Below are 21,887 nucleotides of genomic sequence, written 5' to 3' on the forward strand. Positions count from 1 at the left end.
GCGGCCAGCAATCTTGCACCACGATAACCAAATCGCCCGTTATCCTCGCTTACGGCATGGTTGGTATGCGGGCAGTCTGGAAGAACCGACTTTTTCAACAGAGTCGGCCGGTAGCTGTCTGTTGCAGGGAAGCAAACGCCAATCGCAGAAAACTCTTTTTTGCGCGCCGCTAAGCGAAATCTGAGCTCGGAATCCTCTGCTCAATGTAAAGATTTAAATCTCAAGCGCGTACTTTTCTACTGCGGAAACCATGGCCGACTTTTTCAACAGAATCCGCCAGAAGCAGCCCTTAGAGGCGAACCGCATTTGGCTTCATACAGCACTGATGTGGAGGTGCTCTCCTTGCAATACCGTCCAGAGTGTCTCTGCGTATGCTTTGAATTTATTAGCCTCCTGTTCTTCCTGTTTTCACAAAGGCATGAAAAACTGCGCGCTCTTTGCCGCTCACTTTTTGTCTGTTTTGATGGAACTGCCGATGGGCATCATGGATACCCTGCAAGAAAACAACCTCGAAAAATCACTCGGACTGGCGGCGGAGGAACCGGCCCTTCGTCCAGACTTTTTCAAGACTCTGTTGAATTCCACTATCTACGTCCTCGGTACTGCCAGCACTGGCGACGTCTTCTGGTGTACTGGCGAGCTCAACGAAATCTGAATCCATGTTGAACCCAAGATCTTCCGCTATTCGCCAGGTAGGATTGCGGTCTCCCCACGAAACGTACTCGGCTTCGCTCCCGGTTTCAGGGGCTCTATCCCCCACTGTTCAAACACGTATTTGTGCGCCTCGACTTCAGTGGCGAAATTGGCACCGAAGAGATGGAAGTGCCAGCAGCCATCTTGCATGACACGATCTCGATTGTTGATGAGTCGTCGGGATCGTACCTGATTAAAATCCAAGGAGCAGCTTGTGAGGGAAGCCCGACGGGGAAAGATACTCACAATCCGACCTCATCGTCGCGCCAAGGTTGAAAGCTGCCCGTCCGTCCAGGTGCAATATAAGCTTCCCTTCAAGCGTCCGAGAGTAGTGATCTACTGGCGCCTAGGCGTGATACCACTGGAGTATCCTCACAGCAGCACTGCACTAAAGGACTTCGCCATGCACCAAGTTATCAGCGCCGCTTACTACCGACCTGGATTCGCCAGGAGCGCTTGCGCATGGTTAATGATTGACGGCATTGGCATTGAGCAATGGCTGTCCACTCATCTCGAATGGTCAGACGTCGCAAGGCTTGGTCTTTCTCTGATCTGGCTTATCGACGAATACGAAGACGCTCTTGCGAACCGTCGCATCATCCCGGCGGAGGATGGAAGCTCCACAATCGTGCCGTTGCTGGTCTGTAGCGATGACATGAATTTCGACTGTATCGTCTTGGTCACTGAGCAGGTAATCGAGGCTGACACCGTACACTGGCGGCGCTTCGGTCGAAGTATTTCGGACAAACTGGAAGTTGGAATCTCGACAAAATGGATCGCCGAGAGCAAGCCGGTAAGCTTTGCATTGGAGGATTTCCAAAACGCATTGGAGCAGTTCACTCAGTTGTCGAAGACGAAGCCAGACAACCATTGCGATGAACCCTTAAGCCCTCAATAGCCTAGCTTACGTTGCATCATTTTTAACGCTATCTAGCCCACTACCACGTTGAAATGTTGACCACGTAGCCCGAATTCACAGTGACCATACTTGCTCCCAGAGGACACGCTGGAGCCGCCATCCTAGTAGAATTCGTCGAGCTGATTACCGCCCACTTTGAGATGTTCTATGAACTCTGATTTAACCGAAGAAGAAATGCGTCGTGCCTTGTTTGGTACGGTTCAGCCTGAGGTGCAGATTTCTGCTCCTCCAGTTCTGGAACCTGTGCCAGAGGTTGTGTTCACAAAGCCGGTGGTTGCTCCAGCAGCCAAGAAGAAAGCGGCGAAATCATTTACGCCTAGGCTGAGGGTCACGTTACGTGTTGGAAACGAATTTGAAGGGAAAATGATCGAGTTGATTCACGAGGCTGATACGTTGAGCTCGTTGCTTGCTGAGCAGGAGGCTGTGAAGGCTGCGAGGAAGAAGTACAAGTACGTGGAAGTGGTATCGGTTAAATCGATGTAGAAAAGGGTAGCTGGGCTAATGAGTTATCACGTCGTTCACTTAGGAAGATATTTATCTCTCACGAACAAGCCCCCTCTTCACTCTGCTCTCTATCTGAATCAACTCTACGGCGTTGTCGACGAACAGCCCGTCACTTGTGGGTAAGTCTGGCAAACCACCATAATTTTATTTTTGGGCTCAAAGCCGTGATCAATCATGCAACGCTGCACTTCTGCAGTGCGCCCTATGCTAGCGACGTCCAGATTCGACCCAAGTGGTTTCGCATAGCCGCACGCATACATCACCGGCAGGGCTTCACTATCATTGGCTACCTCGAATTCGAAATGACGTGATGCTCCCGCTTTACGCCATGAGACCTGCATACGTTCATCCCGACCAGAATTAGGCTTGATTGGGTGAAATGCTTCATCTTCTACAAACGGCAACGCTTCGAGCTGCGACAAACTGAGAGGACGCCCCTGCCTTTCTTCGACGCAGGCTGGCATATTCTTCATTATTTCACAGTATTCAAAGCCGTCCTTGCGAATAAAGCCAAGACGCTGCATACACTGGAATTGCAGCACTTGCTCGTTTATTGGCAAGTGGGTTATCGAACTACCTACCGGGTCGCCACACTCTGTCATTGCGGCTTTGACACCCTCAACAGTGGTCGAAGCGCGTTTCCACTGGGTGAACGACGCTGATGGCGGGCAGCCGGTGAGTAAAAGTACCGATGAGATCAGGACTGGGATGGTAATGATCTGAGATTTGCTGAACATATTTTGTCCTTAATTTATGCCAGGCTACGCCAATGGCGTCCAAGTCTTTGGGGCGAATAATCCCACCACATGCCCCCTACATTACCCGAAAAACGATGTGCGACTCATGACCAAGGCTGCAACCGAAGCGGTCAATCGCCTCTTCCGACCAGGCTTCAAGTACAGCAAAGCAGAGGTTTTGCTGATGGATCTTCGACCGCGAGGGGAATTCACAGATGACCTATTCGCGCACTCGCAGCCTGCGATGGCGGACAAGGTCATGAGCGTTCTGGACGAGATCAACAGCCGTTGGGGTAAGGGAGTTGTCCGTTTAGCCAGTGTTCCTGCGGCCCCTGGTTGGGCAATGCGCCGCGAGTTGATGAGTCAGAGCTATACGACGAAGGTTGATCAGTTGTGGACGGTAAAGGCTAGGTAGCAGACAGGTTCGGTCTGGCGATGCTCGAATGATTCTGGAGGTGCAGTGCTACCTGCAAGATGTCGCCAATGAACGTAAGATCAACACGTTACCTGTCGGTAGACTCCAGTAGATGAGCCAAAGCTAATTCGAGTTTTCACATACTTAAAATCAAGTATCTCTTGCCTATTGAAAGTATCCGTCCGTACCAATAGGATGATGCCGCAGCAACTAAAATAAAATTAACATCAAGGAGAGATTTCATGGCGCTTAAACCAGGCCCAAAACCGATTGCCAAATCAACCGGCGAAGTTGATAAGCGTCGTCGTGACAATAAAGATACGCCAAGTAACAATCCTGACTTGAAGCCTAGCAAGTCTACAAAAAAATAGCTTGTCGCTGGTAGAAGCTACTTTAATGGTAGCTTTTGTCATTGAAGCTTGTTGGGTGTGAATGCATAGTCTGTAATTTCGCTTTATCTGACGATCAGTGCCCTTTCTATGATCGCTACAACGACATATTGAATAGCATCATTGCGGCACTGCCTGAGAGTTGAATTACACTGGCTCATCGAGATACCCTCCTGGTTGAGTGCGTACAGTATTTTTCAATACGGTTGAACTGCTCCTGTTTCGCGAAGAAGCTAAGTGACCGCTTTTGGCCGTATATAGCCGTCGCAGACATGCTCATAAACGAAAACCAGCCGGTTGCTAACCGAAAGTATCGTTCTTAGATGAAGGCACCCTTGCTCCCACGATTTAGAGTTCAATGGTTCGGAGTTTTTATGGTCTGCCCGGCCTCGAGTGCATTTATTTATGTGTGTGGTGCCCTGTCGGCGAGAGCGAGCACAGGCGATCAAGGAGACGATGGCTTTTAGCCTCGATGCCAGCTAGATTTGGAGCTTTCTACGATCAAGGAAGGATATGAAAAAGCTCATCGCAGTAATGGGAATCTGTGTCGCACTTGGCGGTTGCGCTACGTCCCACTACACCGCAGGACGAGACTTTCCGTCGGCCAGTGTAGCGAGCATCACCAAAGGCAAAACGACGACTACTGAGTTGAAGTCCCTGTTTGGTGAGCCCTACGCCAAGAGTGCTGTCAGCGAGACCGACGAAAAGTGGATCTACACCTACACCAATGGCTCAGCCCATGCCCAGAGCTACGTGGTCACCATGAAGGTGACGACCACGGGCACTCAGAAAACTCTCGACGTCTTGATCCGAAATGATGTGGTCATCAACTACACGTTCAGCGAAGGCCCCGCTCCAGGCACTACCACTGCGACGAACTAAATTCGCCACGTTGCCACTGGGCGACCCACTGCGCTCAGCACGTCGTTGATGGAGCAAGCTCATGGACAGAACATATGCCTTCGTGGATGAGTCCGGGAATTCCGACCTTGATACGTCAAAGGGAGGAAGCTCGGGCTTCTTCATCGTGTGCTCCATTCTGGTGGCAGAGAAAGACCTGGAAGCTGCTTATGCCCAAGCTGAAGCACTCCGCATGCGTCATTTTCAAACTGGCGAGATCAAATCCAGCAATCTGAAACCCAAAGATTCAAATCGCCGTGCCCGAATCCTCAACGAGCTAGCTGAGCTGCGATTCAAGCTCTATTTCACCGTCGTTGATAAGTCGCGAATTCACAAAGACGGCGGTCTCCGTATCAAAACCTCGTTCATAAAATACGTAAACGGGTTGCTCTATGAACGTTTGTTCCGCGTATACCCTGACCTCCAGATGATCGTAGACTAGCATGGTGGCCAGGAATTTCAGGAGAGCCTCAAAAGCTACGTTGCAGAACGATTCGTGGACGACCTATTTGGCGATAAGGATGCTTTCCAGACAATGGCCAGCAAGGACAACGTTTTGGTTCAGGTTGCAGACTTTTTTGCTGGCTCGGTCGCTCAGATCTACGAAGAGAAAGCATCGGAAGAAGCAGTTCTTGCCTACAAGAAAATCCTTCGCAGCCTGACTCTTGGAATGCTTGAGTGGCCATCCAAGTACCAGTCTCTTCTGCCACCGCCGACGGATGAATCTGGGTATGCAGACTACCAAGTACACCAAGAAGCTCTCCGCCAGGCTGATCGTTTTAGCGAGCGGGCAGGCGAACACCCTGATGAGGATGAGCGCCTTCAATTGAGTATCCTGCGGTTCTTAAGATTTCAAAGCGAATTCGTCACCAAGGATTATGTGCTGACTACGGAGATCATGGCCCATCTAAAAGACAGCGGATTGGGAGAGGTCAACGGCCAGAGAATTCGATCCAGTGGCATAGCCAAGCTTCGGGATGCGGACGTCATCATCACAAGTGCGGCGAAGGGTTACAAAATTCCCCAGACGCGTGCAGACATCAACGACTTCCTAGAGCGGGCATCCGGCATCGTCGTCCCTCTTCTCGAACGCGTCAAAAAGGCGCGAGATGTGTATCGGCTGAGCAGTCGAGGAGAATATGACATCGTCACTGCGGCCAACCTTACTGAGCTAGCCAAGCTGCTCGCCACGCTTGAGGTATTGGCGGATGAGTGAGACATGCCTGCATCGCTGAATCGTTCACTTGAAAGGAGATACCAGACATGTCGAGCGTATTTTCGAAGCTCTCATCACACCTCAGTTCCTTGGTGGATACTGATCCCAAGCTTGCATTGCAAAAAGCTCGTGAAATTGATCTAGACGGGCGTGATCGCGCTAATTGGATGTCCCTGCGCGCAGCTACTTTGGTGAATGCCGGCCCCTCGGTTGGACAACAAGACGCCATTGAGGAGGGGCTTGATCTGGACTCGCAGCACTGCGCATAGGTGAGCGAGTTCGCCACAACTCTTGGGCACCTGTCCACTCTGCGATCAGAGGCGTATCGACCAAGCCGGGTGACACAGCGTTTAAGCGAATGTCTGGCCCAAGTGACACCGCGAGCAAGCGGGTCATGTGATTAAGCGCAGGTTACCGCATAGGGGATCCCCTAGCTTGTGGCTTCCGGCGTCCATTCAAGATGCTGAGGACAACGGACGCAGACCCACCTCTCCCCGACCAGCGCTCCTGGACGCCCGCAGACCTCGCAAAGGGTCAACGACGCCTCCTCCGCAGCATCCACAATCGCCTGACAAAACTCATCGCCGCCAGATATGTAAAATCGTAAGCCGCCGAATTTTTCCTTAACCTGGCTCACGATTATCGGAGGTTTGCTGGGATTAGCATCCAAGTATGTCTGTAGTTGATTACACAGGTCGTTGAGCAAATCCAGCCATCCTGGATAGCATCGAATTTCCCGAAGATCTGGGCTCGAAAAAATCTTGGGATAATTTCGCCGCAAGATTGGTAAGAGCACGTCGTTCATAAGTCCCCTTTGCGATTTGGTAGTTAGGAGCGTATTTCTTTCGTCGGATTCAGACCAACAGCGAGGCTCTAATGAGTAGATCAGATAGCCCCTCAGGGACTAATCGGGAAGTAGCAGTGAAACTGGAGCTGTTATGCCACGAGGCTCTGAACGATGCACCGTCACGCTCACAGCCGTCTGGCCAAGGTTTGTCATAGACCGTTACGTCGTCAAATCTTGCATCGTAGATCTGGACTATCTCGTGTCCAGTCTTACCCTCGTAGATGAAAATACTTTCTAAGGTGCCAATCAATCGGACGTCGCTGATCGAAAGGCGAGCTCCTCCTGTACCTCTCGGGCAATGGCATCGATACTCCGTTCAGCAAACTCAATACCTCCACCAACAGGGCGAAGAAGAGTCTGCCCTCCAGCAGCGTCATGGAACTGGTTGACCAGTATTTTTCCGTGATGATTAAAGATGCAAAGCGCGAGTGGGCGAATGCGTGGGTCTGGCAGGAGTAAAAATCCCTGGTGTTGATAGAGCAGTCGGTACTGCCTCTCAGCCTAGGGCTCAGTGGCCGTCAGATGGCGGGGCATGATACTAAATCTGTGAACGTGGAACTTTAAGCGTTAATCCTCCCTGATAGCGCAATTCTGCACTGCAGCAATCTGTTACAGCATCTACAGGGGTTTAGAAAACAGCTGTCCCGGCGATACGCGTCAGTCTCTACTGCTCCGATCCGATTCGGCTAGAGCGTAATCAATCCATTGACCATCTCAATGTTCAGCACATCGCCAACCTGAAGCTTCAGGGCGTCAGCTATCTCTGGTGGAATGTTGATGATGATGTCACCGCTACCGTCTTCAGCTACCTACCAGTTACAAACAATGCGTTTGTCGTCGCTCATAATTATTCGCAAACCGGCCTGATAATTCTGCGAAGGAATTCAAACGTTGGTGCAGCCCATGACCGCATACGTAATGACGAGCAAGGTCAGACATCGTCTTTCTCTTCCCTAATTTCGAATTCACCCCAAGCGCCTAGGTAAATCCTCTTACAAGGCATTTTTATGATGAATCCTTGCTCCAGAAGCAGTCTTGGGATGTCTCTCATCAGACCAGATATCTCCCATCGTTCCGCAGTCGGCGGCATCACCTTTTCAACAAATAAATCCAAGTCGAAGTCCTGCGTTGCGACAAATGGCCCGGCGCGGTCGTATTGCTCAAACACACCTGATGCTACGCAGATGACTTCCCCGGCTTTCACGATCATGAAGACTTCTCAAGGTTTTTAAGGAGGCCTCGCTCACGGCAAAAACGAACAGACCGTTACTGAAGTATCCGTGGCGTGAAATGGTGCTGTCCCTTTGCGATGCGCAGAAAGTCGCGCAGGCTCGCACGCCCGTTCTCACGCTGGAATGTTGCGAGCACGTACCGGCTATTTACCGTAGTCATTACCCAAAACCGACCTTCTCTTTCGATCTTAAGCACATCGGATGTCCTGATCAGATGACCATCACCGAACCGACCGTACTGATTTTTACGCTTGTGGCCAAAAACAACACCGATGCCTGCGCGCGACCTGATGGAAACACCACAAAGGTAAGCGGTCACCGGCACATCAAATCCTTGCTCCTGGGCTTTAATAATTCGTTTGAGATCGAAATCCGTGTGGCGTTTTCCGTGGAAATTTACATCTATGGTGTCGAGCATCACTGCGCTCCGGTGCTTTTCCGCAAGTCGTTATCGGGAACTCCGCACGGAACCAAACGCGTTGGTATCGTGCAAGATCTTTGGTAGTTTTCAGCCTGATCTAATCATGCTCGAGAGAAAGATCGGGCGAAGGTCTGTCAGCGAATCGATTTGAAAGTCTGGACGGTGCGAGTTGTGGTAGATAGCTCCTCTCTCAACCTCTATCAGGCAAACCTCAAAATCACTGTCGTAGCCGAGGGATACTTTAGTTACGCGCTCCATGTCCCACCCGGCACCTTTGTTCATCCATGCGGGGGTCGTGACCTGAACATCAATTATCTCTCGTTCAGCGCTCTGGGTGACGAGCATGCTTTGCAACCTGTGCTCCCCCTCAATCATGTCAACGAATTCAGTGCTGCGAGCTTGGTCAGTCAAGCGAACAGTGAGGTGATACCAGTGAGTTCTGAGCACCCGTGACACGCTATGCCAATGCGCAAGGCCTTCACCAAAAATGCCGGGAACGCCGATTAGGTCTGAGTCTTGTGTTCTGAACATCAGGTGCCTCAGTTTTCTGCGGACGCAAAGCAGCCCGGTTGGTTAATTCAAAATAGAGAGAAGATCTCTTTGATGGTTGCTGCTTTGCGATGACCCGGCCCGAGGAGCACATAGACGCTATTCCGAGTTTCGAACAGAAAACCTTCGTTTAACGCAGTACCCATACTTGAGCGCACCCAATGTCCCGGCTCGAAACGGCGCTGCTCGTCGTCCACAACTTTGTGGGCAAACATGAAGATTGGTTGGCAGCCTGCGGCGGCTACTTTGGCTCGCTCGTCGTCGGTGACGATGGCGTCTAGGATTGTCCATTCTTCTACGGCGCAGAGAGGCATCCATTTGTAGCGCTTTCTGGCTGCAGACATCGCGCCTTCAAGACTCAGTTCCGAGCCAACCAGAGGAGCTCCGCTGTCACCAAAAAGTCCTTCATCGAAACTCGTGACCATTTGAAGCCTCTTGAATTGATGACCAGTGATAAACCGACTGCAGGAGGTTTGAGACTTATTGGACGGTCGGCCCGCTGCCCTCCAGTGACGGCTCACCGCTCACCAGTAATTTCCAAAAATTGCCTAAAACGACTCTGCAGATAGATCGGAAGGGCCGCTGTGTTCTGCCCTCAAATCAAAGTATGCGCAATACTACCTCATTTTGATATTTAACGGAAACCCTCCTGTGTGGCTATATCCTGACTTTTGAGTGAGCCATGCAACTTAGAATCGCTCTCGCAGGCGCAATTAGAGCCCTGCGCCTGCAGCGTCAGCTTCGACACGAAGACCTTTCCGACGCCTCGGCGAAATCCAAGCTCAGCGCGCTAGAGCGTGGCGAAACAAGCATCACTCTTGAAAAGTTCGAGAGCCTTGCTGAGGGCCTTCGAATAGACCCGCTAGCCCTCCTCGCTCTATGCCTATCCAAACGGCTAAATACCCCCTATCCGGCTCTAATGGAGACCGCTCTAAAGCAGCTCCGCGCTTTTGAGAAAGAAGGTGGACTGAGAGTTCTTGCTGAGCAGCTTCCTGACGGGGAGGTCGCCCACCGTAAGCCAGGCAAGCCTCAGAATAGAAAGGGGGAGAGCGTCGTTCGCGAGCTCAAGGTGGCAGGGATGAATCAATCGCAGATTGCTCGCGAGACCGGCCTAGCTCTATCGACTGTCCATCGATACTGGAAGAGGATTAATGCTACTGAATCTGGAGCGGATTAATAGAGAACAGTGCTGGTTGAGAATTAGCGCACTGAAAGTGATTCGCGGATCGTGGAAGTACATCGTTGCCATTTACATAACCATGCGACGCTGAAAAATGTAGAGTGCCAACATGTGAAGCACGGCAAACTCACGTCTCAGTTGTGGTTACTCATCTTGCCCCCCTGTCGCTGATTCTCTCGCAGTAGCTTCGCGTGCGGCAGCCTAAGCACCTGCGGCGGAGAAAATCAGGTAAAAATCTCTAGGGATCTACGGTGCAAATGTAAACCGTCAACCCCAATAGAACCGACGCCGTTTACATTCTTTGAAGGAAGGTTGTGGCTTCATAAGTTTGCAAACCGGCCACAAGGTTTACATTTTTCCGACTAAATCGCGTCAAAAATCCAGCGTTTACATTTTTATGAAAAGACACCATGATGGATGCGTGCCAGCGAACGACACAATCGCCTAAAACCCCTTATTTCTTGGATTAAACGGATAGAACGTTGGAATCAATACGCCTGTAACGCGCCCGCAAGTGACGTTTACATGAAAGAAATAAAAAAACCAGCAATGCGTTGAAGGCAAACTCCAGTAACGACCATACGCTGCGGTTGAGCAAGCGCGTGCTGGTCTGGCGCGGCAGCAGGTCGAGCCAGCTTTGCATCATGCCCGCTGCCACCGCCGAGAGGATGCCGGACGCGCCCAGGCGCTCAGCCAGTACGTACGCAGCAAAAGGCAGCAACAACATGAACACCACATGGGTCGCCGGGTCATCCCAGCCGCGCGCGATCATCCAGGCGCGCAGGCGGCCGACCAGCCAGCTCAACGCCACGCCGATCGCCAGCCCACCCACCGCCACCAACACGAACGTCAGGCTGGCATCCGCCAGGGAAAAAACCCCGGTCAACGCTGCGGCCAGGGCAAATTTGAACGTCACCAGGCCCGACGCGTCATTCATCAAGGCCTCACCCTGGAGCATGTGCATCAGCGGCTTGGGCAAACGGTTCTGGGAAATGGCCGAAACCGCCACGGCGTCCGTCGGGGATAAAACCGCCGCCAGGGCGAAGGCCACCGGCAACGGGATGGTTGGCAATAACCAATGAATGAAATAGCCGGCGCCCACCACGGTAAACAGCACCAGCCCCACCGCCAACGTCAGGATCGGGCCACGCAGGCGCCACAACTCGCGCTTGGGCATGCGCCAACCATCGGAAAACAGCAGCGGCGGCAGGAACAGAAACAGGAACAGCTCCGGGTCCAGCGCCACATGCAGCCCCAACGTGGGCCACGCCAGCAAGGCGCCGGCGGCGATCTGCACCAGGGGCAACGGCAGTGGGATGATGCGCCCGACCAGGCGCGAAAAGCTGACCAGCATCAGCAGGATAAGAACGGTGTAGGCGGTTTGCATAACGCGGGTTTCCCGGACAATCGACTTGCAACGACACATCAGGCAACAACTGGCCGTTGAAGTGCCATATTACCTGGCTATGTTACTCGCCTAGGCTGCGCACCGGCTTTTGCACAAAAGTCGCACGCTGTTGACGAGCGGCGCCGAAACCCGCTGGTCGTGGCATAATCCTCGATCTTTGATTTTCATAGGTCCAAAGGGGGGCAATTCCTTGAGTGCTTCAAGCAAAACCTTGCACCTTTTCGGCATTAAAGCCTGCGACACCATGAAAAAGGCGCGCACCTGGCTCGATGAGCACGGGGTGAGTTATGAGTTCCATGACTACAAAACGGCCGGTATCGACCGCGAACACTTGACCCAATGGTGCAATGAGCACGGTTGGCAGGTGGTTTTGAACCGTGCGGGCACCACCTTTCGCAAACTCGAAGACGAACGCAAAGCCGATCTCGATCAGTCGAAAGCCATTGAATTGATGCTCGCACAACCCTCGATGATCAAGCGCCCGGTGCTCGATCTCGGTGACAGAACCCTGATTGGCTTCAAGCCAGATAGTTATTCGGCGGCCCTCAAGTAGGCCAGCCTTCCATTTTTGTAGAGGTAACAGCATGTCCAATTCCCTGTTCAGCCTGGGCTTCGGCGTCGGCACTCAGAACCGCCAAGGTGCTTGGCTGGAAGTGTTTTACGCACAACCCTTGCTCAACCCGTCGGCTGAAATCGTTGCCGCCATCGCACCGATCCTCGGTTACACCGAAGGCAACCAGGCGATCACCTTCACCGTGAGCCAGGCCCTGCAACTGGCCGACGCGCTCAAAGGCGTCGATACCGCCCAGGCCGCTCTGCTCAGCCGCCTTGCTGAAAGCCACACGCCGCTGGTCGCGACCCTGCTGGCCGAAGACGCCGCACTGACCTCCACGCCTGAGGCTTACCTCAAGCTGCACCTGTTGTCCCATCGCCTGGTCAAGCCCCACGGCCTGAGCCTGGCCGGTGTGTTCCCGCAGTTGCCGAACGTGGCCTGGACCAGCCAGGGCGCCATCGACATCAACGAACTGGCCGAGCGCCAACTGGAAGCGCGCCTGCGTGGCGACCTGCTGGAAGTGTTCTCGGTGGACAAGTTCCCGAAAATGACCGACTACGTCGTACCGGCTGGCGTGCGTATCGCTGACGCGGCACGTATCCGCCTGGGCGCGTACGTGGGCGAAGGCACCACCGTGATGCACGAAGGTTTCGTCAACTTCAACGCCGGCACCGAAGGCCCGGGCATGATCGAAGGCCGCGTCTCGGCGGGCGTATTCGTCGGCAAGGGCTCGGACCTGGGCGGCGGTTGCTCCACCATGGGCACCCTGTCGGGCGGCGGCAATATCGTGATCAAGGTGGGCGAAGGCTGCCTGATCGGCGCCAACGCCGGTACCGGTATCCCATTGGGCGACCGCAACACCGTGGAGTCGGGCCTGTACATCACCGCCGGCACCAAGGTTGCCCTGCTGGATGAGCAGAACCAACTGGTCAAGGTGGTCAAGGCACGCGAGTTGGCTGGCCAGCCAGACCTGCTGTTCCGTCGTAACTCCGAGACCGGTGCCGTGGAGTGCAAAACCCACAAATCGGCCATCGAACTGAACGAAGCGCTGCACGCTCACAACTAAGCAGCCACTCGATGCCACTAGCGGGCCGCACCTTCGGGGCGGCTCGCTTATACGAGTCTTGATCACCATGCTTGTGCCCTCCCCCTGGCGCGCCGACTTCCCGGCCATCGCCACCCTGCAACGGCAAGACCAGACCTATCTGGACAGCGCCGCCACCACGCAAAAACCCCAAGCCCTGCTGGATGCCATCAGTCATTACTACGCCAATGGCGCAGCCAATGTGCACCGTGCCCAGCATTTGCCTGGGGCCCATGCGACCCAGGCCTTTGAAGACAGCCGCAGCAAAGTCGCGCAGTGGTTGAACGCAGGTGACAGCGGGCAGGTCGTGTTTACCCACGGCGCAACCTCTGCGCTGAACCTCCTGGCCTATGGCCTGGAGCACTTATTCAATGCGGGCGATGAGATTGCCATCAGCGCCCTGGAACACCACGCCAACTTGCTGCCCTGGCAGCAATTGGCCAAACGCCGCGCACTCACGCTGGTGGTCTTGCCTCTGGACGCTGACGGCGTGATCGACCTGGACGCCGCCGCCAGCTTGATTGGCCCACGCACACGCCTGCTGGCGGTGAGCCAGTTGTCCAATGTGCTCGGTGCCTGGCAGCCGCTGCAAGCCTTGCTGACGCTGGCCCAGGCACACGGTGCCCTCAGGGTGGTGGACGGCGCCCAAGGCATCGTCCATGGCCGCCACGACGTGCAGGCCCTGGGCTGCGACTTCTACGTATTTTCCAGCCACAAACTCTATGGCCCGGACGGCGTCGGCGTGCTGTATGGCCGTAATGAAGCGCTGCATCACCTGCGCCACTGGCAGTTCGGCGGCGAGATGGTGCAACAGGCCGACTACCACAGCGCCAGCTTCCGTCCTGCACCACTGGGTTTCGAAGCCGGCACTCCACCCATTGCCAGCGTGATCGGCCTGGGCGCGAGCCTGGATTACCTGGGTTCGCTGGATGCTTCGGCGGTGACCGCCCACGAAGCCGCCCTGCATGACTACCTGCTGCGTGGGCTTAAGGCTCGCAATGGCGTGCGCGTGCTGGGCTCGCCGCAGGTGGCGCTGGTGAGTTTTGTGGTAGAGGGCGTGCACAACGCCGACCTCGCCCACCTGCTGACCGAGCAAGGCATTGCCGTACGTGCCGGTCATCACTGCGCAATGCCGCTGTTGAAGGCGATGAATCTGTCAGGCGCAATCCGGGTGTCCCTGGCGCTCTACAACGATTCCGACGACCTGGAGCGCTTTTTTGAAGCGCTGGACCAGGCGCTGGACATGCTGCGATGAGCTTGCCGCTGGAGGCACACGCCGCACTGGAAGCTTTCCAGGCCGTAGGCAGTTGGGAACAGCGCGCGCGGATGCTGATGCAATGGGGTGAACGCTTGCCCGCCCTGGCTGATGAGGAAAAGGTCGACGCCAACCTGGTGCACGGTTGCGAAAGCCTGGTGTGGCTGGTGGGGCGTTTGCAGGACGGCCATTGGCAGTTTGCTGCGAGCAGCGAGGCGCGGATGATTCGTGGGTTGGTGGCGTTGCTGCTGGCGCGGGTCAATGGGTTGTCGGCAGATGAATTGCACGCGGTTGACCTGCCTGACTGGTTTAATCAACTGGGCTTGTCGCGCCAGCTATCGCCGTCGCGCAGTAATGGTTTGAATGCCGTACTGCAACGCATGCGAGACCTGACGCGTACATAGAAATTAATGTGGAAGCCTGGCTTACCTGCGATGGCCATATGTAGCCGACGGTAACCACGATGCGAAGCGAGCCGCTCTTGATCTTGATCTGCTTTTGATCTCAGGCGCCCCGTTAAACCACGCTGGCCGGAATTCGACAGTGATTTGGGGGGTAAACCGGCAGGGATGCCGGTTTAGCCGCCCCGCGCCATGGATGGCGCGTGGCGGCGGCCCCCCAAATCACTGGCGGATTACGGGCACACCGAGCCTAAGCGAGGTGCCGAGTGGTGGGGCAAGAGCGTTTTGCTTACTTTTGCGCTTTTCAAAAGTGAGCCGCCGTCAGGGCGGAACCCTAAGTGGCCGTTACCGCAGCAATGGATATGTACACAATCCAACTGTGTTGACTGCAAGGCCGCCTTCGCGAGCAAGCCCGCTCCCACAGTTGGATTGTGGGGTGTCAGGTGGATAGATGTCGGCTGGGAGGCCGTCATCGCAGGCAAGCCAGCTCCCACATTTGGATCGCGGGGTGTCAGATAGAGATGCGTTGGCTGGCGGGCCGCCATCGCAGGCAAGCCAGCTCCCACAGTTTGGATCTCTGTCGAGTGGTGAGATCTAGGTCGGCTTGATGCGCTCTGAGGGACGACGCACTCCCGCCACAATCTTATCGACCGCCTTGGTCGCCGCCACCATGCCGAACGTGGCCGTGACCATCATCACCGCGCCAAACCCTCCCGCGCAGTCCAGCTTCACACCATCACCGACAAAACTCTTCTGCAAACAGATGCTGCCATCAGGCTTGGGATAGCGCAGCTGCTCGGTGGAAAACACGCACGGCACGCTGTAATGACGGGTCACGGTACGCGAGAAGCCATAATCGCGGCGCAAGGTAGAGCGCACTTTCGAGGCCAGCGGGTCATTGAAGGTGCGGTTCAGGTCGCACACCTGGATCAGCGTGGGGTCAATCTGCCCGCCGGCACCGCCAGTGGTGATAATCTGGATCTTGCGGCGCTTGCACCAGGCAATCAGCGCCGCCTTGGCGTTGACCGCGTCGATGCAGTCGATCACGCAGTCGATAGTCGGGGTGATGTACTCGGCCATGGTGTCGCGGGTGACGAAATCTGCAACCGCGTGCACGGTGCACTCAGGATTGATACCGCGCAGGCGCTCGGCCATCACTTCGACCTTGGGCTTGCCCACGGTGCTGTCCAGGGCATGCAACTGGCGGTTGCTGTTGCTGACGCAGACATCGTCCAGGTCAAACAGCGAAATCTCGCCCACCCCACAACGGGCAATCGCTTCCGCCGCCCAGGAACCTACGCCGCCGACGCCGACAATCGCCACATGGGCGGCTTTCAAGCGCTCCAGGCCCTCAAGGCCGTACAAGCGGGCGACGCCTGCAAACCGCGGATCTTCTGTACTCATCATCATTACCCCAAAAACCGGCGCGCATTATAGGGCTACGCCGCGACAAGTTCGACGCTTGCAGCTACAAGTAAAGAACTTAAGCGGACTTTCGCAGACTAACGTCCGGCTTTTCTCTGTCTGCTGTACGCTCAGGGAAGGGCCGGTGTAGGATGCGCGCCGTTCGGCGTAGGCCGACACCTCTTTCGTTCCGCACCCTTTGGAACCCGACATAACCATGGCATCGCGTAAATTTGGACTCAACCTGGTGGTGGTGCTGGCAATTGCCGCGCTGTTCACCGGTTTCTGGGCGCTGATCAACCGCCCGGTCACCGCTCCCAACTGGCCCGATCAGATCTCCGGTTTTTCCTACTCGCCGTTCCAGCAGGGCCAGTACCCGCAGAAAGACCAGTACCCTACCGACGAACAGATGCGTCAGGACCTTGCGATCATGAGCAAGCTGACGGACAACATCCGTACCTACTCGGTGGACGGCCCCCTGGGGGATATTCCCAAGCTGGCCGAAGAGTTCGGCCTGCGCGTGACCCTGGGGATCTGGATCAGCCCGGACCTGGAACGTAACGAGCGGGAGATCCAGCGCGCTATCGAGATCGCCAACACCTCGCGCAGTGTCGTACGCGTAGTGGTGGGTAACGAAGCGTTGTTCCGGGAAGAAATCACCCCCGAAGCCCTGATCGTGCTGCTCGATCGTGTGCGCGCTGCCGTGAAAGTGCCGGTGACCACCTCCGAGCAATGGCACATCTGGGAAAAGAACCCGCAACTGGCCAAGCACGTCGACCTGATCGCCGCGCACATCCTGCCGTTCTGGGAATACATCCCGATGGACAAGGCCGGCCAGTACGTCCTCGACCGCGCCAAGGATTTGAAAAAAGCCTTCCCGAAAAAACCCCTGCTGCTGTCGGAAGTGGGCTGGCCGAGCAATGGCCGTATGCGCGGTGGCAATGAATCGTCGCCGGCCGACCAGGCGATTTACCTGCGTACGCTGGTAAACAAGCTCAACCGCCAGGGTTACAACTACTTCGTGATCGAGGCCTTCGACCAGCCGTGGAAGGTCAGCGACGAAGGGTCGGCGGGTGCGTATTGGGGTGTATTCAACGCTGCGCGCCAGCAGAAATTCAATTTTGACGGCCCGGTGGTGGCGATTCCGCAATGGCGGGTACTGGCCATCGGTTCGGTGGTGCTTGCGCTGCTGTCCCTGACCCTGTTGATGATCGATGGCTCGGCCCTGCGCCAGCGGGGTCGTACCTTCCTGACCTTTATTGCGTTTCTGTGCGGGTCGGTGCTGGTGTGGATCGGCTACGACTACAGCCAGCAATACAGCACTTGGTTCAGCGTGACAGTGGGCGTGTTGCTGGCACTCGGCGCCCTGGGCGTGTTTATCGTGTTGCTGACCGAAGCCCACGAACTGGCAGAAGCAGTGTGGACCCACAAGCGTCGGCGTGAATTCCTGCCCGTGGAAGGCGACTCGGACTACCGTCCAAAAGTGTCGATCCATGTGCCGTGCTACAACGAGCCGCCGGAAATGGTCAAACAGACCCTCGACGCCCTCGCCGCCCTCGATTATCCGGACTACGAAGTCCTGATCATCGACAACAACACCAAGGACCCGGCGGTGTGGGAGCCGGTGCGCGACTACTGCGAAACCTTGGGCCCGCGCTTCAAGTTCTTCCACGTCGCGCCCCTGGCCGGTTTCAAGGGCGGCGCGCTGAACTACCTGATCCCGCACACCGCCAAGGACGCCGAAGTGATTGCGGTGATCGACTCGGACTACTGCGTATCACCGAACTGGCTCAAGCATATGGTGCCGCACTTCGCCGACCCGAAAATCGCCGTGGTGCAGTCGCCTCAGGATTACCGCGACCAGAACGAAAGCACCTTCAAGAAGCTCTGCTACGCCGAATACAAAGGCTTCTTCCATATCGGCATGGTCACCCGTAACGACCGTGACGCGATCATCCAGCACGGCACCATGACCATGACCCGCCGCTCGGTGCTCGAAGAGCTGGGCTGGGCCGACTGGTGCATCTGTGAAGACGCCGAGTTGGGCCTGCGCGTGTTCGAAAAAGGCTTGTCGGCGGCGTACTACCACGACAGCTACGGCAAGGGTTTGATGCCGGATACCTTTATCGACTTCAAGAAACAGCGTTTCCGCTGGGCCTATGGCGCGATCCAGATCATCAAGCGCCACACCGCCAGCCTGTTGCGCGGCAAGGACACCGAACTGACCCGCGGCCAACGCTATCACTTCCTCGCGGGTTGGTTGCCGTGGGTGGCCGATGGCATGAACATCTTCTTTACCGTCGGCGCCCTGTTGTGGTCCGCCGCGATGATCATCGTGCCGACCCGGGTCGACCCGCCGTTGCTGATTTTCGCGATCCCGCCGTTGGCGTTGTTTGTGTTCAAAGTCGGCAAGATCATTTTCCTCTACCGCCGTGCGGTAGGTGTGAACTTGAAAGATGCGTTCTGCGCGGCGCTGGCCGGGTTGGCGTTGTCTCACACCATCGCCAAGGCGGTGTTGTACGGCTTCTTCACCAGCAGTATTCCGTTCTTTCGCACACCGAAAAACGCGGATAACCACGGCTTCTGGGTGGCGATTTCCGAAGCCCGCGAAGAAATGTTCATCATGCTGCTGCTGTGGGGCGCGGCGCTGGGGATCTACCTGGTGCAAGGCCTGCCGAGCAATGACATTCGCTTCTGGGTGGTGATGTTGCTGGTGCAGTCGCTGCCGTATGTGGCGGCGCTGATCATGGCGTTCTTGTCGTCGCTGCCCAAACCTTCGGCGGCGCCCGAGGCCGCACCGGCGGCGTAAAAAGTCACGCAATGCACTAAACGGCGGCCCTTGGCCGCCGTTTTGCTATAAGATAACGGCCCTTTTGCGTGCCTTACACCCATCACTGTAGGAGCGAGCTTGCTCGCGAAAATCGTTAACGATAACGCGGGCATCCTGAATGCACGCGGTGCCCTTGGGTTTTTCGCGAGCGAGCTCGCTCCTACAGTTAGAACGTCGCCGCCTCGATTTCCGGAGTTCCCCCATGACGGCCCATGCCGACCTTTCGCCGACCCTTCAACTGGCCATCGACCTGATCCGTCGCCCATCGGTCACGCCCATCGATGCCGATTGCCAGAAGCTGATGATGCAGCGCCTGGGCGACGCCGGTTTTGCGCTTGAACCGATGCGCATTGAAGACGTGGATAACTTCTGGGCCACCCACGGCAAGCACGAAGGCCCGGTGCTGTGCTTTGCCGGTCACACCGATGTGGTGCCGACTGGCCCGGTACAGGCTTGGCAGAACGACCCGTTCGATGCGTTGATCGATGACAACGGCATGCTCTGTGGCCGTGGCGCGGCGGACATGAAAGGCAGCCTGGCGGCGATGCTGGTGGCAGCGGAACGTTTCGTCACGGACTACCCGGACCACAAGGGTTCGGTCGCCTTCCTGATCACCAGCGACGAAGAAGGCCCGGCGCACCATGGCACCAAGGCCGTGATCGAACGCCTGGCCGCACGCAAGGAGCGCCTGGACTGGTGCATCGTCGGCGAACCGTCGAGCACCAGCCTGGTGGGCGACGTGGTCAAGAACGGCCGCCGTGGTTCCCTCGGCGCCACCTTGACCGTGCGCGGTGTACAGGGCCACGTGGCTTACCCGCACCTGGCGAAGAACCCGATCCACCTGGCCGCCCCGGCCCTGGCCGAACTCGCTGCCGAACATTGGGATGACGGCAACACCTTCTTCCCGCCGACCAGCTTTCAGATTTCCAACCTCAACTCCGGTACCGGCGCCACCAACGTGATCCCCGGCGACCTGACGGCGGTGTTCAACTTCCGTTTTTCCACCGAATCCACCGTCGAGGGGCTGCAACAACGGGTCGCAGCCATTCTCGACAAGCACGGCCTGGACTGGCATGTGGAGTGGGCACTGTCGGGCCTGCCGTTCCTCACCGAGCCGGGCGCTCTGCTGGATGCGGTATCGGCCAGCATCCTGGCGATCACCGGGCGTGAAACCAAGGCGTCCACCAGCGGCGGCACCTCCGATGGCCGCTTCATTGCGACGCTGGGCACCCAGGTGGTCGAACTGGGCCCGGTCAACGCGACGATCCATCAGGTCAACGAACGCATCCTGGCCAGTGACCTCGATGTGCTGACCGAAATCTACTACCAGACCTTGATCAAGTTGCTCGCCTGATGCTTGCCTGCCCCATTTGCAGCGCACCGCTCAATACCGTGGACAACGGCGTGGCGTGCCCGACCGGGCACCGCTTCGACCGCGCACGCCAGGGTTACCTGAACCTGTTGCCGGTGCAGCACAAGAACAGCCGCGACCCAGGCGATAACCTGGCCATGGTCGAGGCGCGCCGCGACTTCCTCAACGCCGGGCACTACGCGCCAGTGGCCAAGCGCCTGGCCGAACTGGCCGCCGAGCGTGCACCGCAGCGCTGGGTGGACATTGGCTGTGGCGAGGGTTACTACACCGCGCAAATCGCCCAGGCCCTGCCCGATGCCGATGGCTACGCGCTGGATATCTCCAAGGAAGCGGTCAAGCGCGCGTGCAAACGCAACCCGGCGCTGACCTGGTTGATCGCCAGCATGGCCCGCGTGCCATTGGCCGACGCCAGTTGTCAGTTCCTCGCCAGCGTGTTCAGCCCGTTGGACTGGCAAGAGGCCAGGCGCCTGCTCAGCCCCGGCGGCGGCTTGATGAAAGTCGGCCCCACCCGCGGCCACTTGATGGAACTGCGCGAGCGCTTGTACGACGAAGTGCGCGAATACACCGACGACAAACACCTGGCCCTGGTGCCGGATGGCATGCACCTGGCGCACAGTGAAACCCTGGAGTTCACCCTGAGCCTGACCGAAGCCCAGGACCGCGCCAACCTGCTGGCGATGACGCCCCACGGTTGGCGGGCCAGTGCCGAGCGCCGCCACGAGGTGATTGAAGCGGCTGAGCCGCTGCAGGTCACGGTGTCGATGCGCTACGATTATTTCGTGCTTCAATGACCGACTTTCACCCATCCGCGAATGGATTTTCGAATCCCGCAACGAGGAACATCCATGCGCCAACCTGATATTGAGATTTACCTGAAGGACGCCGACGTCGATCACAAGGCCATCGCCGCCTGGCTGGGCGCCGCCCTGGGCCCGTGCACCGACTGGGTCCAGAAAGGCCAGACCTACAAGTGCAAGGCCGGCAACGTGCCGGTTACCTGGCTGCCCAAAGCGGTGGGCAAATGGAACAGCCTGTTCCTGGAAAGCGACCAGACCCCGTGGGACGACGACATCGCCTGCGCCCGCGCCGCGTTTGCCGCGCTGAACGTCGAAGTGCGTTGCGCGCCGGGTACCTGGGTTGAAGAAGAGGGTGAAGAAAGCGCTGATCGCTGGATTCGCATCAGCGCAGATGGCGAAGAAGAGATCACCTGGAAAACTGCCTGACAGCGGATCGCTAACCCACTCAATGTGGGAGCTGGCTTGCCTGCGATAGCATCACTGTGGTCTGACTGATAGACCAAGGTGTCTGCATCGCAGGCAAGCCAGCTCCCACAGTTGATTGGGTTAGCAAAACAAAGGGGTTACAGGCCCACCACATCCTCAGCCTGCAAGCCCTTCTCGCCGGTCACCACGGCGTACTCCACCTGCTGGCCTTCGGCCAACGAGCGGTGGCCTTCACCGCGAATGGCGCGGTAGTGCACAAACACATCCTTGCCATCTTCACGCTGGATAAAGCCGTAGCCCTTTGCATCGTTGAACCATTTCACATTGCCGGTTTCACGCGTTGTCATCTGTTCAC

The 21,887-nt window shown here is 56.5% G+C and carries 24 protein-coding genes and 4 pseudogenes; 18 read left to right on the forward strand and 10 right to left on the reverse strand.

Annotation, left to right across the window (positions count from 1 at the left end; all coding sequences use genetic code 11):
* The first annotated feature begins 250 nt into the window (after nucleotides 1-250).
* The 3 genes from CRN80_RS31415 (at nucleotide 251) to CRN80_RS00840 (ending at nucleotide 2,095) form a co-directional block, all read left to right on the forward strand.
* Entirely contained in the window at nucleotides 251-655 is a 405-nt protein-coding gene (locus tag CRN80_RS31415; protein WP_256588644.1) for a hypothetical protein, read from the forward strand.
* A 441-nt stretch (nucleotides 656-1,096) separates the two neighbouring features.
* Nucleotides 1,097-1,591 (forward strand): hypothetical protein, encoded by a 495-nt coding sequence (locus CRN80_RS00835; protein ID WP_098952558.1) that lies wholly within the window; start codon nucleotides 1,097-1,099, stop codon nucleotides 1,589-1,591.
* Between the two features lie 168 nt (nucleotides 1,592-1,759).
* Nucleotides 1,760-2,095, forward strand: a complete 336-nt coding sequence (locus CRN80_RS00840; protein ID WP_098949350.1) for a hypothetical protein — start codon at nucleotides 1,760-1,762, stop codon at nucleotides 2,093-2,095.
* Nucleotides 2,096-2,199: 104 nt separating this feature from the next.
* Here the strand turns inward: CRN80_RS00840 and CRN80_RS00845 are convergent, their stop codons facing one another.
* Nucleotides 2,200-2,853: a hypothetical protein gene (locus tag CRN80_RS00845; protein ID WP_098949351.1), complete on the reverse strand. Its 654-nt coding sequence runs from the start codon at nucleotides 2,851-2,853 to the stop codon at nucleotides 2,200-2,202.
* Nucleotides 2,854-2,878: 25 nt separating this feature from the next.
* On the opposite strand from CRN80_RS00845, the pseudogene CRN80_RS00850 reads away from it, so the two are divergent.
* The 6 genes and pseudogenes from CRN80_RS00850 to CRN80_RS00865 all read left to right on the forward strand — a co-directional run.
* A pseudogene (locus CRN80_RS00850) lies at nucleotides 2,879-3,268 on the forward strand (DUF4113 domain-containing protein); the annotation flags it as partial.
* A 242-nt stretch (nucleotides 3,269-3,510) separates the two neighbouring features.
* Nucleotides 3,511-3,639: a hypothetical protein gene (locus CRN80_RS31420; RefSeq protein ID WP_256588646.1), complete on the forward strand. Its 129-nt coding sequence runs from the start codon at nucleotides 3,511-3,513 to the stop codon at nucleotides 3,637-3,639.
* A gap of 531 nt (nucleotides 3,640-4,170) precedes the next feature.
* Complete coding sequence (locus CRN80_RS00855) at nucleotides 4,171-4,539, forward strand: hypothetical protein (RefSeq protein WP_038443869.1); 369 nt, start codon at nucleotides 4,171-4,173, stop codon at nucleotides 4,537-4,539.
* Nucleotides 4,540-4,600: 61 nt separating this feature from the next.
* Nucleotides 4,601-4,999: a DUF3800 domain-containing protein gene (locus CRN80_RS31425; RefSeq protein ID WP_256588647.1), complete on the forward strand. Its 399-nt coding sequence runs from the start codon at nucleotides 4,601-4,603 to the stop codon at nucleotides 4,997-4,999.
* 54 nt (nucleotides 5,000-5,053) lie between these two features.
* Complete coding sequence (locus CRN80_RS31430; protein ID WP_256588648.1) at nucleotides 5,054-5,773, forward strand: hypothetical protein; 720 nt, start codon at nucleotides 5,054-5,056, stop codon at nucleotides 5,771-5,773.
* Nucleotides 5,774-5,820: 47 nt separating this feature from the next.
* Nucleotides 5,821-6,042 (forward strand): hypothetical protein, encoded by a 222-nt coding sequence (locus CRN80_RS00865; RefSeq protein WP_178081014.1) that lies wholly within the window; start codon nucleotides 5,821-5,823, stop codon nucleotides 6,040-6,042.
* On the opposite strand, the pseudogene CRN80_RS00870 reads toward CRN80_RS00865, so the two are convergent.
* The 6 genes and pseudogenes from CRN80_RS00870 to CRN80_RS00895 form a co-directional block, all read right to left on the reverse strand.
* Nucleotides 5,957-6,181: pseudogene (locus tag CRN80_RS00870) on the reverse strand (SDR family oxidoreductase); the annotation flags it as partial. The gene CRN80_RS00865 and the pseudogene CRN80_RS00870 overlap by 86 nt on opposite strands.
* 446 nt (nucleotides 6,182-6,627) lie before the next feature.
* Nucleotides 6,628-7,073 (reverse strand): annotated as a pseudogene (locus CRN80_RS00875) (NUDIX hydrolase).
* 478 nt (nucleotides 7,074-7,551) lie between these two features.
* Nucleotides 7,552-7,830: a hypothetical protein gene (locus CRN80_RS00880; RefSeq protein ID WP_098949352.1), complete on the reverse strand. Its 279-nt coding sequence runs from the start codon at nucleotides 7,828-7,830 to the stop codon at nucleotides 7,552-7,554.
* A 56-nt stretch (nucleotides 7,831-7,886) separates the two neighbouring features.
* Nucleotides 7,887-8,270: a hypothetical protein gene (locus CRN80_RS00885; RefSeq protein WP_098949353.1), complete on the reverse strand. Its 384-nt coding sequence runs from the start codon at nucleotides 8,268-8,270 to the stop codon at nucleotides 7,887-7,889.
* A gap of 90 nt (nucleotides 8,271-8,360) precedes the next feature.
* On the reverse strand, nucleotides 8,361-8,804 hold the full coding sequence (locus CRN80_RS00890; protein ID WP_098949354.1) for a hypothetical protein: 444 nt from the start codon (nucleotides 8,802-8,804) through the stop codon (nucleotides 8,361-8,363).
* Between the two features lie 47 nt (nucleotides 8,805-8,851).
* Entirely contained in the window at nucleotides 8,852-9,247 is a 396-nt protein-coding gene (locus CRN80_RS00895) for a hypothetical protein (RefSeq protein ID WP_098949355.1), read from the reverse strand.
* A gap of 257 nt (nucleotides 9,248-9,504) precedes the next feature.
* On the opposite strand from CRN80_RS00895, the gene CRN80_RS00900 reads away from it, so the two are divergent.
* Nucleotides 9,505-9,999 carry a helix-turn-helix domain-containing protein gene (locus tag CRN80_RS00900; RefSeq protein WP_098949356.1) on the forward strand — a complete coding sequence of 165 codons (495 nt, stop codon included), beginning with the start codon at nucleotides 9,505-9,507 and terminating at the stop codon, nucleotides 9,997-9,999.
* A 532-nt stretch (nucleotides 10,000-10,531) separates the two neighbouring features.
* On the opposite strand, the pseudogene CRN80_RS00905 reads toward CRN80_RS00900, so the two are convergent.
* Nucleotides 10,532-11,428 (reverse strand): annotated as a pseudogene (locus CRN80_RS00905) (cation:proton antiporter); the annotation flags it as partial.
* A gap of 226 nt (nucleotides 11,429-11,654) precedes the next feature.
* On the opposite strand from CRN80_RS00905, the gene CRN80_RS00910 reads away from it, so the two are divergent.
* The 4 genes from CRN80_RS00910 to CRN80_RS00925 all read left to right on the forward strand — a co-directional run bounded on the left by CRN80_RS00910 (nucleotide 11,655) and on the right by CRN80_RS00925 (nucleotide 14,706).
* Nucleotides 11,655-11,963 (forward strand): arsenate reductase, encoded by a 309-nt coding sequence (locus tag CRN80_RS00910; RefSeq protein WP_229999207.1) that lies wholly within the window; start codon nucleotides 11,655-11,657, stop codon nucleotides 11,961-11,963.
* Between the two features lie 31 nt (nucleotides 11,964-11,994).
* Nucleotides 11,995-13,029 carry a 2,3,4,5-tetrahydropyridine-2,6-dicarboxylate N-succinyltransferase gene (gene dapD, locus CRN80_RS00915; RefSeq protein WP_032893202.1) on the forward strand — a complete coding sequence of 345 codons (1,035 nt, stop codon included), beginning with the start codon at nucleotides 11,995-11,997 and terminating at the stop codon, nucleotides 13,027-13,029.
* 67 nt (nucleotides 13,030-13,096) lie between these two features.
* Nucleotides 13,097-14,302, forward strand: a complete 1,206-nt coding sequence (locus CRN80_RS00920) for an aminotransferase class V-fold PLP-dependent enzyme (RefSeq protein ID WP_098949357.1) — start codon at nucleotides 13,097-13,099, stop codon at nucleotides 14,300-14,302.
* Complete coding sequence (locus CRN80_RS00925; RefSeq protein ID WP_032893204.1) at nucleotides 14,299-14,706, forward strand: SufE family protein; 408 nt, start codon at nucleotides 14,299-14,301, stop codon at nucleotides 14,704-14,706. Before CRN80_RS00920 ends, CRN80_RS00925 begins: the two co-directional genes overlap by 4 nt.
* Nucleotides 14,707-15,297: 591 nt before the next feature.
* Here CRN80_RS00925 and tcdA read toward each other — a convergent pair.
* Entirely contained in the window at nucleotides 15,298-16,107 is an 810-nt protein-coding gene (gene tcdA / locus CRN80_RS00935) for a tRNA cyclic N6-threonylcarbamoyladenosine(37) synthase TcdA (RefSeq protein ID WP_370874601.1), read from the reverse strand.
* 217 nt (nucleotides 16,108-16,324) lie between these two features.
* On the opposite strand from tcdA, the gene CRN80_RS00940 reads away from it, so the two are divergent.
* From CRN80_RS00940 to CRN80_RS00960, 4 genes are all read left to right on the forward strand, one after another.
* Nucleotides 16,325-18,916: a glycosyltransferase gene (locus CRN80_RS00940; protein ID WP_098949359.1), complete on the forward strand. Its 2,592-nt coding sequence runs from the start codon at nucleotides 16,325-16,327 to the stop codon at nucleotides 18,914-18,916.
* A gap of 223 nt (nucleotides 18,917-19,139) precedes the next feature.
* Nucleotides 19,140-20,291 carry a succinyl-diaminopimelate desuccinylase gene (gene dapE / locus CRN80_RS00950; RefSeq protein ID WP_098949360.1) on the forward strand — a complete coding sequence of 384 codons (1,152 nt, stop codon included), beginning with the start codon at nucleotides 19,140-19,142 and terminating at the stop codon, nucleotides 20,289-20,291.
* Nucleotides 20,291-21,100, forward strand: coding sequence for a putative RNA methyltransferase (locus CRN80_RS00955; RefSeq protein ID WP_098949361.1), 810 nt, complete (start codon nucleotides 20,291-20,293; stop codon nucleotides 21,098-21,100). Before dapE ends, CRN80_RS00955 begins: the two co-directional genes overlap by 1 nt.
* 54 nt (nucleotides 21,101-21,154) lie before the next feature.
* A complete protein-coding gene (locus tag CRN80_RS00960; protein WP_032893208.1) occupies nucleotides 21,155-21,532 on the forward strand; it encodes a hypothetical protein in 378 nt (125 codons plus the stop codon).
* 137 nt (nucleotides 21,533-21,669) lie between these two features.
* Here CRN80_RS00960 and CRN80_RS00965 read toward each other — a convergent pair whose 3' ends face one another.
* Nucleotides 21,670-21,879 (reverse strand): cold-shock protein, encoded by a 210-nt coding sequence (locus CRN80_RS00965; RefSeq protein WP_003189131.1) that lies wholly within the window; start codon nucleotides 21,877-21,879, stop codon nucleotides 21,670-21,672.
* Between the last annotated feature and the right edge of the window lie 8 nt (nucleotides 21,880-21,887).

This window comes from Pseudomonas sp. FDAARGOS_380 (assembly GCF_002591235.1).
Classification (GTDB): domain Bacteria; phylum Pseudomonadota; class Gammaproteobacteria; order Pseudomonadales; family Pseudomonadaceae; genus Aquipseudomonas; species Aquipseudomonas salmasensis.

Bases quoted from the DNA above. Each gene is read 5' to 3' on its own strand.
- CRN80_RS00960 (WP_032893208.1), top strand. From the start codon at position 21,155: ATGCGCCAACCTGATATTGAGATTTACCTGAAGGACGCCGACGTCGAT.
- tcdA (WP_370874601.1), bottom strand. From the start codon at position 16,107: ATGAGTACAGAAGATCCGCGGTTTGCAGGCGTCGCCCGCTTGTACGGC.
- CRN80_RS00885 (WP_098949353.1), bottom strand. From the start codon at position 8,270: ATGCTCGACACCATAGATGTAAATTTCCACGGAAAACGCCACACGGAT.
- CRN80_RS00900 (WP_098949356.1), top strand. From the start codon at position 9,505: ATGCAACTTAGAATCGCTCTCGCAGGCGCAATTAGAGCCCTGCGCCTG.
- CRN80_RS00845 (WP_098949351.1), bottom strand. From the start codon at position 2,853: ATGTTCAGCAAATCTCAGATCATTACCATCCCAGTCCTGATCTCATCG.
- CRN80_RS00880 (WP_098949352.1), bottom strand. From the start codon at position 7,830: ATGATCGTGAAAGCCGGGGAAGTCATCTGCGTAGCATCAGGTGTGTTT.
- CRN80_RS00920 (WP_098949357.1), top strand. From the start codon at position 13,097: ATGCTTGTGCCCTCCCCCTGGCGCGCCGACTTCCCGGCCATCGCCACC.
- CRN80_RS31420 (WP_256588646.1), top strand. From the start codon at position 3,511: ATGGCGCTTAAACCAGGCCCAAAACCGATTGCCAAATCAACCGGCGAA.
- CRN80_RS00840 (WP_098949350.1), top strand. From the start codon at position 1,760: ATGAACTCTGATTTAACCGAAGAAGAAATGCGTCGTGCCTTGTTTGGT.
- CRN80_RS00865 (WP_178081014.1), top strand. From the start codon at position 5,821: ATGTCGAGCGTATTTTCGAAGCTCTCATCACACCTCAGTTCCTTGGTG.
- CRN80_RS00910 (WP_229999207.1), top strand. From the start codon at position 11,655: ATGAAAAAGGCGCGCACCTGGCTCGATGAGCACGGGGTGAGTTATGAG.
- dapE (WP_098949360.1), top strand. From the start codon at position 19,140: ATGACGGCCCATGCCGACCTTTCGCCGACCCTTCAACTGGCCATCGAC.
- CRN80_RS00855 (WP_038443869.1), top strand. From the start codon at position 4,171: ATGAAAAAGCTCATCGCAGTAATGGGAATCTGTGTCGCACTTGGCGGT.
- CRN80_RS00890 (WP_098949354.1), bottom strand. From the start codon at position 8,804: ATGTTCAGAACACAAGACTCAGACCTAATCGGCGTTCCCGGCATTTTT.
- dapD (WP_032893202.1), top strand. From the start codon at position 11,995: ATGTCCAATTCCCTGTTCAGCCTGGGCTTCGGCGTCGGCACTCAGAAC.
- CRN80_RS00965 (WP_003189131.1), bottom strand. From the start codon at position 21,879: ATGACAACGCGTGAAACCGGCAATGTGAAATGGTTCAACGATGCAAAG.
- CRN80_RS00940 (WP_098949359.1), top strand. From the start codon at position 16,325: ATGGCATCGCGTAAATTTGGACTCAACCTGGTGGTGGTGCTGGCAATT.
- CRN80_RS31415 (WP_256588644.1), top strand. From the start codon at position 251: ATGGCCGACTTTTTCAACAGAATCCGCCAGAAGCAGCCCTTAGAGGCG.
- CRN80_RS00955 (WP_098949361.1), top strand. From the start codon at position 20,291: ATGCTTGCCTGCCCCATTTGCAGCGCACCGCTCAATACCGTGGACAAC.
- CRN80_RS31425 (WP_256588647.1), top strand. From the start codon at position 4,601: ATGGACAGAACATATGCCTTCGTGGATGAGTCCGGGAATTCCGACCTT.
- CRN80_RS00835 (WP_098952558.1), top strand. From the start codon at position 1,097: ATGCACCAAGTTATCAGCGCCGCTTACTACCGACCTGGATTCGCCAGG.
- CRN80_RS00925 (WP_032893204.1), top strand. From the start codon at position 14,299: ATGAGCTTGCCGCTGGAGGCACACGCCGCACTGGAAGCTTTCCAGGCC.
- CRN80_RS00895 (WP_098949355.1), bottom strand. From the start codon at position 9,247: ATGGTCACGAGTTTCGATGAAGGACTTTTTGGTGACAGCGGAGCTCCT.